Annotated in this window: 16 protein-coding genes; 12 read left to right on the forward strand and 4 right to left on the reverse strand. The window is 34.1% G+C overall.

From position 1 onward, the window contains the following. The first annotated feature begins 79 nt into the window (after positions 1–79). The 4 genes from RTP52_RS04380 (at position 80) to RTP52_RS04395 (ending at position 4,428) form a co-directional block, all read left to right on the forward strand. Positions 80–712, forward strand: a complete 633-nt coding sequence (locus tag RTP52_RS04380; RefSeq protein ID WP_312369440.1) for a TetR/AcrR family transcriptional regulator — start codon at positions 80–82, stop codon at positions 710–712. Further along, positions 699–1,592: an ABC transporter ATP-binding protein gene (locus RTP52_RS04385; protein ID WP_312105093.1), complete on the forward strand. Its 894-nt coding sequence runs from the start codon at positions 699–701 to the stop codon at positions 1,590–1,592. Before RTP52_RS04380 ends, RTP52_RS04385 begins: the two co-directional genes overlap by 14 nt. Further along, positions 1,585–2,385, forward strand: a complete 801-nt coding sequence (locus RTP52_RS04390; protein WP_312105096.1) for an ABC transporter permease — start codon at positions 1,585–1,587, stop codon at positions 2,383–2,385. Before RTP52_RS04385 ends, RTP52_RS04390 begins: the two co-directional genes overlap by 8 nt. A 669-nt stretch (positions 2,386–3,054) precedes the next feature. Further along, positions 3,055–4,428: a methyl-accepting chemotaxis protein gene (locus RTP52_RS04395; RefSeq protein ID WP_312105098.1), complete on the forward strand. Its 1,374-nt coding sequence runs from the start codon at positions 3,055–3,057 to the stop codon at positions 4,426–4,428. Positions 4,429–4,534: 106 nt separating this feature from the next. Here the strand turns inward: RTP52_RS04395 and RTP52_RS04400 are convergent, their stop codons facing one another. Beyond that, positions 4,535–5,107 (reverse strand): manganese efflux pump MntP, encoded by a 573-nt coding sequence (locus RTP52_RS04400; protein ID WP_312105101.1) that lies wholly within the window; start codon positions 5,105–5,107, stop codon positions 4,535–4,537. A 465-nt stretch (positions 5,108–5,572) separates the two neighbouring features. On the opposite strand from RTP52_RS04400, the gene RTP52_RS04405 reads away from it, so the two are divergent. Next, positions 5,573–6,298, forward strand: coding sequence for a glycoside hydrolase family 12 protein (locus RTP52_RS04405; RefSeq protein WP_312369441.1), 726 nt, complete (start codon positions 5,573–5,575; stop codon positions 6,296–6,298). 421 nt (positions 6,299–6,719) lie between these two features. Next, the gene (locus RTP52_RS04410; RefSeq protein ID WP_312105106.1) at positions 6,720–7,697 is read left to right on the forward strand and encodes a phosphotransferase family protein; all 978 of its coding nucleotides are present in this window, start codon (positions 6,720–6,722) and stop codon (positions 7,695–7,697) included. Between the two features lie 206 nt (positions 7,698–7,903). Here RTP52_RS04410 and ablA read toward each other — a convergent pair whose 3' ends face one another. The 3 genes from ablA to RTP52_RS04425 all read right to left on the reverse strand — a co-directional run bounded on the left by ablA (position 7,904) and on the right by RTP52_RS04425 (position 11,227). Beyond that, a complete protein-coding gene (gene ablA / locus RTP52_RS04415) occupies positions 7,904–9,082 on the reverse strand; it encodes a lysine 2,3-aminomutase (protein ID WP_312369443.1) in 1,179 nt (392 codons plus the stop codon). A gap of 16 nt (positions 9,083–9,098) precedes the next feature. After that, positions 9,099–10,142 carry a D-alanine--D-alanine ligase family protein gene (locus RTP52_RS04420; protein ID WP_312369445.1) on the reverse strand — a complete coding sequence of 348 codons (1,044 nt, stop codon included), beginning with the start codon at positions 10,140–10,142 and terminating at the stop codon, positions 9,099–9,101. A gap of 800 nt (positions 10,143–10,942) precedes the next feature. Beyond that, complete coding sequence (locus RTP52_RS04425; protein WP_312369447.1) at positions 10,943–11,227, reverse strand: hypothetical protein; 285 nt, start codon at positions 11,225–11,227, stop codon at positions 10,943–10,945. 251 nt (positions 11,228–11,478) lie between these two features. On the opposite strand from RTP52_RS04425, the gene RTP52_RS04430 reads away from it, so the two are divergent. From RTP52_RS04430 to RTP52_RS04455, 6 genes are all read left to right on the forward strand, one after another. Continuing rightward, positions 11,479–12,378: a helix-turn-helix transcriptional regulator gene (locus RTP52_RS04430; RefSeq protein WP_312369449.1), complete on the forward strand. Its 900-nt coding sequence runs from the start codon at positions 11,479–11,481 to the stop codon at positions 12,376–12,378. A 167-nt stretch (positions 12,379–12,545) separates the two neighbouring features. After that, on the forward strand, positions 12,546–12,830 hold the full coding sequence (locus RTP52_RS04435; RefSeq protein WP_312107389.1) for a DUF1905 domain-containing protein: 285 nt from the start codon (positions 12,546–12,548) through the stop codon (positions 12,828–12,830). A 1-nt stretch (position 12,831) separates the two neighbouring features. Then, positions 12,832–13,260: a hypothetical protein gene (locus tag RTP52_RS04440; protein WP_312369451.1), complete on the forward strand. Its 429-nt coding sequence runs from the start codon at positions 12,832–12,834 to the stop codon at positions 13,258–13,260. A 10-nt stretch (positions 13,261–13,270) separates the two neighbouring features. After that, on the forward strand, positions 13,271–13,438 hold the full coding sequence (locus tag RTP52_RS04445) for a hypothetical protein (RefSeq protein ID WP_312107386.1): 168 nt from the start codon (positions 13,271–13,273) through the stop codon (positions 13,436–13,438). Then, positions 13,435–14,163 (forward strand): HDIG domain-containing metalloprotein, encoded by a 729-nt coding sequence (locus RTP52_RS04450; RefSeq protein ID WP_312369453.1) that lies wholly within the window; start codon positions 13,435–13,437, stop codon positions 14,161–14,163. Before RTP52_RS04445 ends, RTP52_RS04450 begins: the two co-directional genes overlap by 4 nt. Positions 14,164–14,332: 169 nt before the next feature. After that, the coding region (locus RTP52_RS04455) for an MFS transporter (RefSeq protein ID WP_312369455.1) at positions 14,333–15,501 on the forward strand (1,169 nt) is incomplete at its 3' end.

The raw sequence follows: 15,501 nt of genomic DNA on the forward strand, positions 1-15,501 counted from the left end.
TAAAAAGAGGGGGCTTGAAAAAAATAGTCAATTCTATATACTGATATTGACTAAGTCGGTTAATAAAGGGAGGGATTGGTTGAACGAGAAGTTTTTGGAGCTACCGGAGGAAAAACAATTACGAGTGATAAATGCAGCTATGGAGGTTTTTGCAAGGAATGATTATAAGCATGCTGTTACGGATGACATTGCGTCCAAGGCAGGAATCTCGAAAGGATTATTATTTTATTATTTTAATAATAAAAAGAATCTATATATGCATGTATTTCACTATACCATGGGTATTATGCGAAAACAGATTTTGGATGCAAAATTTCAGGAAATTGATGATTTCTTCGAATTAATCGAATATGCATCTTATAGAAAGTGTGTAATTTTAGAAAAAAATCCGTATCTTATGGACTTTACAATGAAGTGCATATTTGGTGATAAAGAGAATGTGTCACCAGAATTACAGAAAGATATTTCGCAAGAAACTGCAACGATTTATTCGGTGTATTTTAAAAATATCAACCTTAATAAGTTCCGTGATGATATATCTCCAGAATATCTGATTAGAATGCTTACCTGGATATCTGAGGGGTACGTCCTTGAGAAAAAGATGCAGGGGAAGGAACTTGTAATTGATGAAATTATGACTAATTTTAAGAAATGGTCACAGTATTTTCGAAAGATTGCATACAAGGAGGAGTATTTAAATGAAAGTAATTGAAGTTAACCATATCACGAAGGATTATGGTAACCAGAAAGGGGTATTTGACGTATCTTTTTTTGTTAAAAAAGGAGAAGTTGTTGGTTTTCTTGGACCAAATGGTGCAGGAAAAACTACTACGATACGTCAGTTAATGGGATTTTTACATCCGGATCAAGGAAAAGTATCTATCCTTGGAATGGATTGTTTCGAGAAAGCAAGTACTATTCAGAATAGTTTAGGATATTTACCTGGTGAAATTACCTTTATGGATGACATGACAGGGCTCGAGTTTTTGCATTTTATTGCGAGGATGAAGAAGATGAAAGATTTTTCTTATGCAGAGAATCTTATGAATTATTTCGAACTTGATCCTAAAGGAAAAATTAAAAAGATGTCGAAGGGAATGAAGCAAAAGATAGGTATTGTTTGTGCATTTATGAATCAGCCGGACATTCTAATTCTTGACGAACCAACAAGTGGACTAGATCCTTTAATGCAAAGCAAATTTGTCGATTTAATATTAGAGGAAAAGAAACGTGGAGCTACCATTTTAATGTCCTCTCATATATTTGAGGAGGTTGAAAAGACCTGTGACAGAGCTGTTATCATAAAAGAAGGAAAGATAATGGAAGATGCACAGATTGAAAAATTAAAGCATAGTAGAAAGAAGGTTTATGAGATAACCTTTGCTACGAAAGAGATGGCAACAATGTTTCTTGAACATACATCCTATAAAGAAGCGGAAGTCTCTGATAATGTGATAACCATTCGTATTAGTGGTCAGGCGGATCAATTAATAAAATCTCTTGCAACATATGAGATTTTAGACCTTGACGTAAAAACCCAGTCACTGGAAGAACTGTTTATGACATTTTATGGAGGGAAAAACAATGATTAGTAAGACATTATTTTTACGGGAAACCAAATCAAATTATAAGATTGTACTAATCTTTCTTGCAGTGTTAACATTGTATGGTTCAATGGTAGTAGCTATGTTTGATCCAAAGCTTGGTGAAAGTTTGCGGGCTATGGCTGAGAGTATGCCACAGATATTTTCTGCTTTTGGTATGACCAGTGTTTCAAATACACTGATTGAATTTCTTGCCAGTTACTTATATGGTATGATATTTGTATTTTTCCCTTTGATTTTCATTATACTAGTTTCTAATCGTATTATGGCAAGATATATTGAAAGAGGCTCCATGGCTTATCTTTTAGCAACACCAACAAAGCGTAGTACAGTTGCATTTACCGAAGCTTTATTTTTAATCATGGGATGTTTCATTCTTACAGTTTATGTAACTGTATTATGTATCACTACAAGCGCAATTCTATTTCCAGGGGATCTTGATGTGGGTAGATTTATCATTTTAAATATTGGATTATTTGGTGTTTTTCTATGCTTTAGCGGCATCTGTTATTGCTCCACTTGCCTATTTAGTGATTCTAAGTATCCATATGGAATCGGAGCATCCTTATGTGTTGTATTTGTCCTTGTTAAGATGATATCACAAGTTTCGGATAAGGCTGATAAATTTAAATACGCGACACCGCTAACATTATTTGATACAAGTGGAATTATTAAAGCGGAAACTAGTGCTTATATTGGAATTGTGATTTTATATGCAATTGGAATCGTTTTATATGGAATTGGAATTAGATATTTTTCAAGAAGAGATTTATCTATATAAATTTAATTTTGATACTTTTAAGGGGTGCTATTCAGGTAGTTTGAATGGTGCCTTTTTTAAAGCTCTGTGTCAAGTGCTATATACTAGGTACAGAGCTATTTTAGTCTCATTAGGGACTTTAAAAGAAGTTGGTTCCCTTTTCTAGTGTTATTTTTTTTCTAGAGGAACGTTATTTACACATAATATTTTACGCTACCTACAGATTCATTACGCAATTTTAAATTATTATTGTTAAATATATAGATATTAATTTCTAAAATGTAATAGAAAGGAAAATGTAAGAGATAAATAAAAGAAAAATGGTAGAATAGTTGAAAAATGTAGATAAAAATGGTAAAGTATAATAAAGAATTAGTATATATTGGTATACTGGATTCGATAGAAATTTTCATAAGAGAGCATAAGAAAGAATTAAAAATGTAATCAAATGTAATATAAATAGCGTTATTAGAAAATATTACAGGAGGATTTAACAAGGAATCTGTAAAACAAGAAATCTGTAAAACAAGAAATCTGTAAAACAAGAAATCTGTAAAACAAGTAATCTGTAAAACAAGTAATCTGTAAAACAAGGAAATAGTACCTAGTAATAAAAGTATATAGTAATAATTTGTTTGACTTGGTACAATATGCTTATATTTACATAGTTGCAAGAGAGGAGAAGGTATTATGAGTAGTAGCTTATTTCACTCAAAAAAAAGCACAAACGCGATGGTTTCAGCAGAACGTGTGAAACTGTTAGAAGAGATATTAAAAGTAAGCAATGGTGAGACCAATATGATTGAGGAAGATGGATTTCTCGACATGGAACTGGTACAACAAATTAATGCAATGATCTATAACCTTAGAAGCAGGGAAAACAATGATGTGTTGCGAATGAATGACTTGGTGGAGGAAGCAACTAACAATTCAATCATGAAAGGGATGCTTGAAACAGTATTAGGGCAGAGTAACTCAATCGAAGGATTAAGTATCTCAAGTAAGGAATTGGGTGATTCCATCTCGAATATTTCTAATGCAGTAGAAAATATAAAACAATTTGTTGACGAAGCAGTGGTTACTTCAGTAGATAGTGCACAGAACATGACAAAGAGTATTGAAGTAGTAAGCCAATCAACAGAAGAGATACGTAATATTAATGACATGGTACATAGCTTTCAATCAAAAACTTTGAAAATCCATGAAATTATTGATTTAGTAAAAAAGGTTGCGCAGCAGAGTAATCTTCTTGCTTTAAATGCATCCATTGAAGCTGCCAGAGCCGGAGAGGCTGGAAAAGGTTTTGCAGTGGTTGCAGGAGAAGTTAAGGTTTTATCTGAAAGCACGACAGAATCTGCAGCGGACATTATGCGTTACGTTAAAGAGCTTCAAGCAAATACAGAAGAATTAGTAGCAACCATTCATAAAACAACAGAAAAACTTGAGGATGGGAATCAAATTGTAGAACGCTCTGTCAATAGTATTCAATCGTTAAATACTCAGATGAATACCATTAATAGTGAGATTGGTAGTATCTATAATTTTATTCAAAATCAAGAAGAGACAGCGAATGCATTTGTGACTTCCATAGACACTTTATCGGATTCTTATGAGGAGATGCAAAGTCAATGTAACAATGCTGGTAAATACTTTTTTGATATTGTTAGGGGAACCGATAAGATCAGAGGAAACCTTGTACGAAATGCAATGGGATTTACAACAAAAGAGTTCTTACATGTATTTGAAGTCGATCATATGATATTTACTTGGAGACTATATAATGCAATCAATAAGTATGAAACGCTTGACATGAATATAGTGAATAACCCAAAAGATTGTAAATTAGGAAAATGGTGTAACAACCTTAAGGACGAAAAGATTTTAAATCATCCATCATTTTTAAAGATTAAAAAATACCATGAAGAACTCCATGCGGTCGCAGTGAGATGTTTACAAGAAATTGACAATCAAAATCGAGCACAAGCAATTCATTATTATGAAGAAGCATCAGTTACACTTCAAAAATTATTACAAGAAATAGATAAGGTAAAACAGATAGTGTGACATACTCCCACTACTTTTTCCTTTATGAATAAGATACTTCACAAGTATTTTATTAGAAAAAAAGGTATGAACTTCTCCCAAAAACAGGATAGGTTCATACCTTTTTTTAAAACAGATGATCTAATATTCCAAGGTGTTCTAAAAGTATTTTAAAACCTAATACGATAAGTACACCACCACCAATACATTCTGCTACCCGTTTATAACGTACTCCAAATACATGACCAAGCCTAACACCAACCATGGATAGAAGGAATGTAATAATGCCAATTAAGCTCACTGCAAGTAACAAATTCACATTAAGAAAAGCAAAGGTTATACCAACAGCAAGAGCATCAATACTTGTAGCAACAGCAAGAACTATCATCACACGAAATGCAACAGAATCATTTGTACTGCATGCCTCATTATCAAAGGCTTCTTTTAACATCTTAATACCTAAAAATATCAAAAGGGCGAAGGATATCCAGTGATCTATTTTGGTTATATAATCTCGAAAGGAAACACCTAAAAAGTATCCAATGACAGGCATTCCAGCCTGAAACAGTCCAAAATAAGCTCCAGTAATGAATGCTTTTTTAAGAGACATTTGTTTCATTGCTAATCCCTTACAGACAGACACAGCAAATGCATCCATTGCAAGTCCGACTGCAAGTGTGAATAAAGTGAAAATTGACATAATCTTACTCCTTCTTTTTCATCGTCGTATGGTCGGTAATGTCAGAGTAGAGACAGAATAGTTATTCTTTTTTCCTATACAACAAAAAAGACCTACCTGTGGTATTGCCACAGATAAGTCTCGTTATTCAAAGTATAGCCAGATAGATTCTATCATTGTGTTGACTATACTACACATCTTGTGCTAACTACTCCCTTACCAGTAGTTATATCATATCGGAGGGGAACTTAAATGTCAAGCAAAAGGTAAAGAAGTTGCAGAGGTAAAACCCCATTTCACTATGACATGGGGTTTCATTATAAAGAGGAGGATTGGAAGGTTCAGAAGTAACTGCCGATACAATCAAATTGGATGAACCATTAATAAAAGCATACTTATAAAAATGAAATCATAGATTGTAATTGTATAATAATGTATATCAACTCGATTGCAATAGTGATAATATTATAAAGAGGAGACCATATTATGAAAAACAAATTTAAGATATTAGTATCCTTAGTATTCAGCTTCATTCTTTTTTTAAATATTACATTTACAGCATATGCTGCGACTTGGTCATCTGCTGATCAATGGGCTACATGGAGTAATGGAGGTTATACGATTTATAATAATGTATGGGGCAGCGGTGCAGGGTACCAATCAATCTGGGCTAATAGCTACAGCAATTGGGGGGTATGGGCACAACATCCTAATACAGGAGGTATAAAATCTTATCCAAATGTAACTAAGTCTATTGGAAAAACATTATCTTCAATAAAAACTTTACAAAGTAGTTTTAATGTTACCCGGCCTAGTAGTGGGGCTTATGTAAGTGCTTATGATATCTGGACGAATGGCTATTCTTATGAAATTATGTTATGGATGAATTCATATGGAAGTGTTGCTCCGATATCTTATAAATGGGATGCTTCCGGTAAGCCTGTACCAGTCTATACGAATCTTAGTCTAGGCGGTCATACATGGAATGTGTATCAGGGTAGCAATGGATCGAATCCGGTATATTCATTCGTAAGAACAAGTAGTACGAATTCTGGTACGGTAGATATATTAGCTATACTTAATTGGATTAATGGCAAAGGCTGGTTTAGTGGAACTCAAACGATTAATTTAGTTCAATTTGGGTTTGAGATTACTTCATCAAGTGCCGGATCAGACTTTATGTGCAATAGTTATTCTGTAACTAGTAATTAAAATAAACAAATCCTATTCAATCATTGAGCGTTTATCATTATTATATAATCATTCATAAGTAAAATTCTTAATAACGGCTACAACAGTTAGTCTATCTTCATTGTAAATATAGTTTGGGTGTTTTCCTAAATAAATCATACTAATTGCGAAATGACATATAAAATCTTATAGAAACAGCATTTAAAACAGGAAGAAGGATGATATTTTCATCGGTCTTCCTGTTTTTTTATCATGTAACGCATAAATATTTAGGGCGTTTTAGCAACAAAATTCAAATTGATTTTGAAAATTAATGTTATGCTCGATTATATCATGAGGAATTATATGGTAAATTAAATATAGGAGCAATCGAGTATGGTATGTTAGCCTCGTTATTATATGTTTTATCTACTTTAATTGTCAAGGAAGGATGACAAAGCAAATGAATGCAATTACAAAAAACAGACAAACAAATGAAATATTGTATTTAATGGCAGAAAAAGCGTTTGGAAAAGGTAAGATAAATTACGAGAAGGAGATTGTAGAATTAGATGGCGGTTATTGTAATGTTGTCTATCTTGTTCCTTTAATAGAAGGGGAAGTTATAGTTAAAATAGCTCCATCAGACGAAATTGAGATGATGTCTTATGAAGAAAGAATGCTAGAAACTGAAGTAGCTGTTATGGATTTAATTGAAAAGTATACGAAGATTCCTAGTCCAAGAGTACTCTTTTTTGATAATAGTAAGACCGTATGTAATTCATCTTATTTTTTTATGATAAAATCAGAAGGGAAATCCTACGATCATTTCAAGAAAGAATTTTCTGATGAGCAAAACGATGCAATTAAGCAAGAACTTGGAGGGTATAACAAACAATTAAATCAAATCAAAGGAACCTATTTTGGACTTATCGGAAAATCATCGTCTCGTTTTGAAACATGGAGAGAGTTTATATTATCGTTATTTCAAATGCTTATCAATGACGGGAAAAGAAAAGGAAGTAATCTAGTACATATCACCTATGATGAATTATGGGAACTTATAACATCCTATGCAGAAGTTTTTGATGAGGTAATAACTCCAAGGTTAGTTCATTGGGACTTATGGGATGGTAATGTATTCGTTCAAGATGGATCAATCTCTGGAATAATTGACTATGAGAGAGCATTTTATGGTGATTTTCTAATGGAAGATGAATTCTCAAGTTTTAGAGAACCATCCAAGGCCTTTCTTAAAGCATATGGGAAAGAAGAATTTACACCGAAGGAAATGATACGCTGTACAATTTATCGTCTATATCGATGTATTATTATGATTGTGGAGTGTGATTATCGTAAGTATGATAGTAATGTGCAGGTTAATTGGATGATAGATACTTTAAAAGTTGAGCTTGAAAAATTAAAAAAGTTATCACAATAAAATAAAGCGATAACAACTTAACTGTTACCACAAATTAAGTTGTTATCGCTTATTTACATTTCGATACTAGGTACCTGTAGGAACTTCAAATGAAAATTTAGAACTGAATTCATCTGTATTTTTAGTGTCTATCTTTTTTAAATAATCTTTGTTATAGTATTAAATTAATTTCAGTTATAATATTGTTTTAGATAAACTTAACTGTTTTATTTCTTAGAATCATCGTTTTCCCTGAATACTTTTTGTGCATTTAGATGAAACTCTTTTTCATAACGAATATCAGGTGGCTGAGGGTAAGTATAAAGGTCACCCTTATAGTTTCGCATCACTACCTCATAATCATCAATTGAAATGATATATTCTGGATTGACTGGTATTTTACCACCACCACCCGGAGCATCAATTACAAACTTAGGAATTGCATAACCGGAGATATATCCTTGTAAATGATGAATAATCTCGATACCAGTTTCTACTCTGGTTCTAAAGTGGCCTAAGCCTTGACTTAAATCACATTGATATAAGTAATAAGGTCGAATGCGGTTTTTCACTAGCTTTAATAACAAATCTTTCATAATGTCTGTAGAATCGTTTATACTACGAAGCAGAACACTCTGATTTCCAAGAGGTATGCCTGCCTCCACTAACCTAGCACAAGCGTTCATGGAAACATCGGTAATCTCTTTGGGATGATTAAAATGTGTATTAATCCAAATCGGTTCATATTTATGAAGCATGTTCGTTAATTCCGGGGTTATTCTCATTGGTAAAACAACAGGAACTCTGGTCCCAATTCGTATAATCTCCACATGTTCGATGGAACGAAGTTTTTTAAGAATATGTTCTAGTTTCTCATCACTCATCGTCAGTGGATCGCCACCAGAGATGAGTACATCTCGAATCTCTTCATTACTTCTGATATATTCAACTGCTGTATCGACTTCTTTATCAGAGATTACCATGTCTTCTTCACCAACCAAACGACGTCTGGTACAGTGCCTACAGTACATGGAACATTGGTGGGTCACCAGAAAAAGTACACGGTCAGGATAACGATGTACAATGCCTGGAACTGGACTTTCTCCTTCTTCATTCAGTGGGTCTGCCATCTCACAAGGAAGGATGCGGTTTTCTAAGTTACTAGGAACCGCCTGCATACGAATCGGACAATTTCTATCCGAAGGATCCATTAAGGAAGCATAGTATGGGGTAATAGCCATACGAAATTTTCCTAAACATTGGGTTATTTCTTGTTTTTCCTGTTCAGTTAATTCTATTGACTCTGTGAGTTCAGGAACCGTTGTTATACGGTTTCGAAACTGCCACCGCCAGTCATACCAATCGGAATCCGGAATTAAATTACCATGAAAGATGTGTTCGCTCATTTCCAACGCCTCCTAATTAGATTTGAAATGGAAGACCATTCCGATGGAGTGCGTTTCTGAGAATACTGCGAACTAATGTAACATAGTCCATTCCACAAAACTCAGCCAGCATTGGAAAGTCGCTATAACCAGGTGCTAAACCAGGGAGAGGATTTATTTCGATAAAATAAGGTTTTCCCTCTGAATTTAGCCTAAAATCGATTCTGGAAAAATCGTGGCAGCTTAGGACTTTAAATATCTTTTTGGCCATGAAAATCATTTCCTCTTCGATTTTGGGATCAAGTTTTGATGGGCATTCATAGCGAATTAATTTTTTATAATCTTGCTTCACGTTATAACTGTAAATATTAAACTTATTTTTCTTGAGATAAATAATTTCCATAGGGGAGAATACATGAACATCGTCTCCATTTCCAAGTACGCCAACAGTAAATTCTCTACCATCGATGTATTCTTCCACTAACATATCTTGGCCATAAGCCTTGATATTATTTGTTATGAGTGTTTTCAGCTCTTCTTTGTTCGTTGCGATACAAATATCGGAGATTCCTTTACTAGAACCTTCTGCATTTGGCTTTACAATGCATGGAAAAGAAAAGTTGGTATTAAGACGATTATCGTCTTTGGTAAACACTCGGTATTTCGGTGTTCTGATGCGATAGGTGGATAAAACTCGTTTACAAAGTGCCTTATCAAGAGCAAGGCATAGGGTTGTTTCGTCCGAACCGGTATATGGTATGTTAAACATATTAAGGACTGCTGGAACCTCAGCTTCTCTGCCTCTGCCTTTTAGTCCTTCTGCAATGTTAAATACAATATCAACCGGTGTTTCTTGTAGCCGTTTAGGCAAATCAGTATCTGCCTCCATTAATTCTACGTGGCAATTGTCGCCTTCTAAAGCGTTTTTAATGGCTAGAACCGTATCGATGCTGTCATATTCAGCTTCTGCATCAATGACTTCGGTACGAATCCCTTTCTTTAAATTATAAGTTATCCCAACCCGTAGTTTGGAATAAGGGTCAGCTTCATCTCCCAAGCTGCCTTTTGCATCATTTTCCATAAACTTTCACCGTTCCTTTGATGATTTTTTATCGTTGCTTGAATATCTGACAATTAAATATTCATTAGACATTCAAGGAAATTCTATACTTTTTTATTATGATGTCAATAGAGAAATTGAAGGCTCGCATAAAGATTTTGTTAAGGTTTTTAATTCATAGAGAGTCCCTTTGGAATTACCATAAATAGGGAGTTTCAGGGGTTGTATACTTATTCTTTGGGTAATTGTTATAAAGTGTTTTCGCCTATAAAATTGTCGAGAACTTAATGTGGTGATGCTACTTTGTTTCCACGGATATTTAAAGATTAGCAACTATGATAAAGCACTCAATGAAAACCTCAGTAGTATCGCACTTGTTTTTATGAAATATGATAGTGTGAAAGTAAGAATTTCAATATAGAATATGCTTTATTTTATCAAATGGAACATAATCAAAAAAGTAAATTCGATTTGTAAAAGGAGCGAAGAGGAGTAAGTATAAGGATTCCTACCTTTCTGTATTTAATAAGAGAATTGCTTAAAAAAGAGGAGCATCGCTTGATAGCTATGAATTAGCTATTTTGCAATGCTCCTCATTTTATGCGCACTCACACTATGGGTTTGGTAAGGCGAAGTATCTTCGCCTTCAAGATAAAAACCTGTGGAGTCTAGAATAGCGAAGCTACTCTGTTCATGACAAGGAAAAGTTCGCAAACCAATTTTTCCTTATCTATAGAAAGATTATCTCATATGAAATTTTGCTAAAGTACTTTTTACGTATACTATTTGTATAATAGCACTAGATGTTAAAGATACATCTGCTAAAGATTAGCAGCAGCCTCTGAATCCACAGCATCTACGGCAGCAACGGCAACAACGGCAGCAACAATCTCTACGACAGCAGCGATGTCTACGGCAATCGCAGTCTCTATCGCAATCTCTATCGCAGTCTCTACGGCAATCGCAGTCTCTATCGCAATCTCTACGGCAATCGCAGTCTCTATCGCAGTCTCTACGGCAATCGCAGTCTCTATCGCAGTCTCTTCCGCAACCAAAGCCAAAGCCACTACAGCCAAAACCAAAATTATTACAACCCATAATATCATTCCTTTCTTTTTTATTTATACTATAAGATATGAATTAGATTTTGCTGTGTGACAAAATTTGAGCTTTTTTCTATAAATAAGTTTTATTTAAATTTTTTTCATTGCATTTAAATGTTATTTTTTATCAAATTATTGTTATTTTTGTATCTTGTATTTTCAAGTAAATGTAAAGAACATTTAAAATACGTGACATAAACTTGCCACACAGGGTAAGTTATAATATTACAAATTTAAAGAATGAGGTGATAGGAATGCAAGGTAATCGTTTATTTGAAATCACTTACCTGCTCTTGGATAAAAAAAGTATGACAGCAAAAGAGTTAGCAGAGCATTTTGAGGTATCCGTTAGAACAATATACCGTGATATTGACGCGCTTTCCTTAGCCGGTATACCAGTCTATACTACCAAAGGTAAAGGTGGAGGGATTTCTTTAATGGAATCTTATGTACTTAATAAAGCAGTTTTGTCTGATAAGGAACAAGAAAATATTTTAGCATCTCTACAAGGTTTCCATGCGGTCAGCCGCTCAGAAGAGGCGACGCTTAGAAAACTAAGTTCCATCTTTGGTAAAAAAGAGGAATCTTGGATTGAGGTTGATTTTTCAAGATGGGGAAGTAATACGGAAGAGAAAGAAAAGTTCGAATTAATTAAACAAGCAATTCTTGATAAAAAAGAATTAGAAATGATTTATTACAATTCTTCTGGACAAGAGTCAAAACGAATTGTTTATCCACTAAGGCTTATATTTAAAGCGCAGTCGTGGTATTTATATGCTTATTGCAAAGAAAAAAAAGATTATCGTATCTTTAAATTGCGAAGGGTTAAAAATCCCCTGATGCACTCAAAGAGATTTTCAATTGAAGTACCGCCAATCGATATGGATAGCATCATGTATCAAAATGAAGTAAAAATTGAAAAAATAATATTAAAATTAGATCATTCCTTATCCTATCGAGTATTTGATGAATTTCAAGAAGAAGAGATTAAAAAACTTGACGATGGAAATTATGTTGTGTCATTTCTAGCATCAATACCGTGGATCTATAATTTTATTCTATCTTTTGAAGACAAAGTCGAGGTCATTTCACCGGATTTTGTGAAAGAACAGATGAAAACAATCTATCGCAATGCATTACTTAAATACGAATAAAATTCTTCTCTTTTGAGATATTAAGTTTGTAATGGAAAATGTATATTTGGGTCACAATATATTTAAAAACGTTTTATCTCTTACAAGTTGTGTGAGGATAGGAGAGAAGAGAAAGTAATTAGAGAACAATTAAGATAATTATTTCATAGTAGAATGGAGCAACACACATGAATGAAAAAATATATGAATTTGAAGCAATCATAAAGAAAGTACCCGATATTGATGGAGCTTATGTAGAGATTCCTTTTGATGTGAAACAAGAGTTTCAAAAAGGTAGAGTTCCGGTTACTGCTACCTTCGATGGTGTTGTTTATGAAGGAAGCTTAGTTAGAATGGGGACCCCATGCCACATTATAGGAATACAAAAAAAAATAAGAGCTGAAATACAAAAACAACCAGGAGACATGGTCAAAGTTACTATGAAAGAGCGGCAACCAAAACAGGAGAAATAGCATGAATGGAAATGCAGAATTATTAAATTTTATCTATCAAAACTCTCAGATGGGAATTGAAACTCTACATCAGATTATCGGTATTGTAGAGGATAACAAATTTAAGGAACGCTTAGAATCACAATACAGAGAATATAAAATGATTAACAAAGAATCTGAAAAGCTACTGAATTCTAATGGATTCGATGAAAAAGGAATAAGTGCTTTTGATAAGATTAGGACCTACCTCATGATAAATATTCAAACACTGACAGATAAAAGTACTTCACACATTGCAGAAATGTTAATTATAGGGAGTAATATGGGAGTAATCGATGCGATTAAGAATCTAAAAAAGTATGAAAATGCAAAAAAAGAAATCAATGAATTAATGGACCGATTACTTAAGTTTGAAGAAGATAATATCAAAGAATTAAAGGAATATTTATAGGAGGTTTGCAATGGCTAAAGCAGGTATGAAACGACCAAATCCACAAGAACCACATGGAACAGAAAGTAATCATAAATTACATTTAAAGAAAAATGACCAGCCACCAGTACCAGAAATTCAAGGAAAAGCGAAAGCAGGTCATAAAAAAGCATCACAAATGCAGGAGAATTCAAAATGAAACAGAAAAAGTGGAAAAAGACACAGAAGGATAATTACAAAGAGTCTAGTGTATCCGTCAAAGATCTTTTCAATTCCACATCCGATAGAGAAACCTCTTATGGAGGAGACAAAGAGCAAGCTCAAAAACTTTTTTGCGAATTGGAACATGAGCTTATGACGAGTGAAAAACCATCTCTTTATCTTAACACATTATTATCCCGACCTGAATTTTATCAGTACCCTTTTTCCATGCTTACTTCTCTAGAAAAGACGGAACAATCTCCAAAGTATCATCCGGAGGGAAATGTCTGGATTCATACACTGATGGTTGTTGATGTTGCTGCTTCAGAAAAGGAGAAGAGTGAAAGACCGAGAGAAATCATGTGGGCAGCCTTATTACACGATATCGGGAAGCCAGAAACAACTAGATTTCGTAAAGGAAGAATCACCTCATACGATCATGACCGAGTAGGAGCTGAGCTTGCAGATAAATTCTTGTCTGAGTTTATCACAGATCGAGAGTTTATAAGATATGTATGTTCTTTAATACGCTGGCACATGATGATTTTGTATGTGAATAAAGATTTGCCGTTCGGAGATCTTCAAACAATGCTAAATGAGGTTCGAAGTGAAGATTTAGCGATACTTGGATGGAGTGATCGGACAGGTAGGTCCGGAATTGATAAGAAGGCTGAAAAAGAAGCAATTGAGTTATTTTATAAAAAAGCAAAATCTATAGAATGATAGCTTATATACTTGAAATTGTATTGGAAAAGATAGTATAATTAAAGGGCTGTTGCAAAATAATGGCAAATTATGATGCAACAGCTTTTTATAGTTAGTGTAACCAGCTAAGCTGGATTACACTTGCTTCAAGAGAATAAATATCATATATAACTGAAGGAGAAATGACATGAGTTTATTGAAAAGTAAGCATCAAGAAGCACAGTTAGGATATCATCATACACTTTATGCTAGCTATCTCGGGTACATAACTCAAGCAATTATTAATAATTTCCCAGCATTGTTATTTTTAACATTTCAAAAAGAATTTGATGTTTCACTAGAACGTATTGCAACAATGGTATCTATCAATTTTATTATTCAAATCATTGTAGATTTTATTGGTGCCAAAACAATAGATAAAATAGGTTATCGTATCTCAGCGGTCGTTGCACATGGTTTCTGTGTCATTGGGTTAATCAGTCTAGGTACATTACCAAAGCTATTACCAGACCCTTACCTAGGTTTACTAATTGCAGTAGCATTCAATGCGATTGGTGGTGGAATTATAGAGGTAATCATTAGTCCAATCGTGGAATCTTTGCCAGGAAAAGAGAAAGATAAAGCAATGAGCATCCTCCATTCTTTTTACTGCTTTGGTCATGTGGGGGTTGTAATTTTATCTACCTTGTTCTTTCTTTTAGTGGGCATTGAGCACTGGCCTTTCTTAGCTTATTTTTGGATGTTGATACCTCTTGGTAATCTTATATTATTTTCAAAGGTACCTCTCTGTACGTTATCGGAGCATCACGAAGAGGCTATGAATTATAGTGAGGATGTTACGCAAAGAGATGGTAAAAAGAGAAACAAATCGCAAAAGAGTATATTTACTTCCTCTATGTTTGCTTGGCTGTTTTTATTAATGATATGTTCAGGGGCAGCAGAACAGGCGATGTCTCAATGGGCATCTTATTTTGCGGAAGCGGGGCTTAAAGTTAGTAAAACTGTTGGAGATTTATTAGGACCATGCGCATTTGCCATGTTAATGGGAATCTCAAGAGCAATGTATGGGAAGAAAGGAGAAAAAATTAAGTTAGAACGAGCTATGGCGCTTTCAAGTGCTCTATGTATCATAAGTTATCTAATTGTTATATTCTCACCATTGCCTATTCTATCTTTAATTGCTTGTGCTATTTGTGGTTTCTCGGTAGGAATAATGTGGCCAGGTACGTTTAGCCTTGCTGCAAAACGGTATCGCCAAGGTGGAACTGCGATATTTGCTATTCTTGCTTTAGCTGGAGATGTGGGCTGTGCCTTAGGTCCAGCGATTGTAGGCTTTATTGCAAATAGATCGGCATA

Source organism: Lachnoclostridium sp., assembly GCF_031997925.1.
Taxonomy (GTDB): Bacteria; Bacillota; Clostridia; order Lachnospirales; family Lachnospiraceae; genus Lachnoclostridium.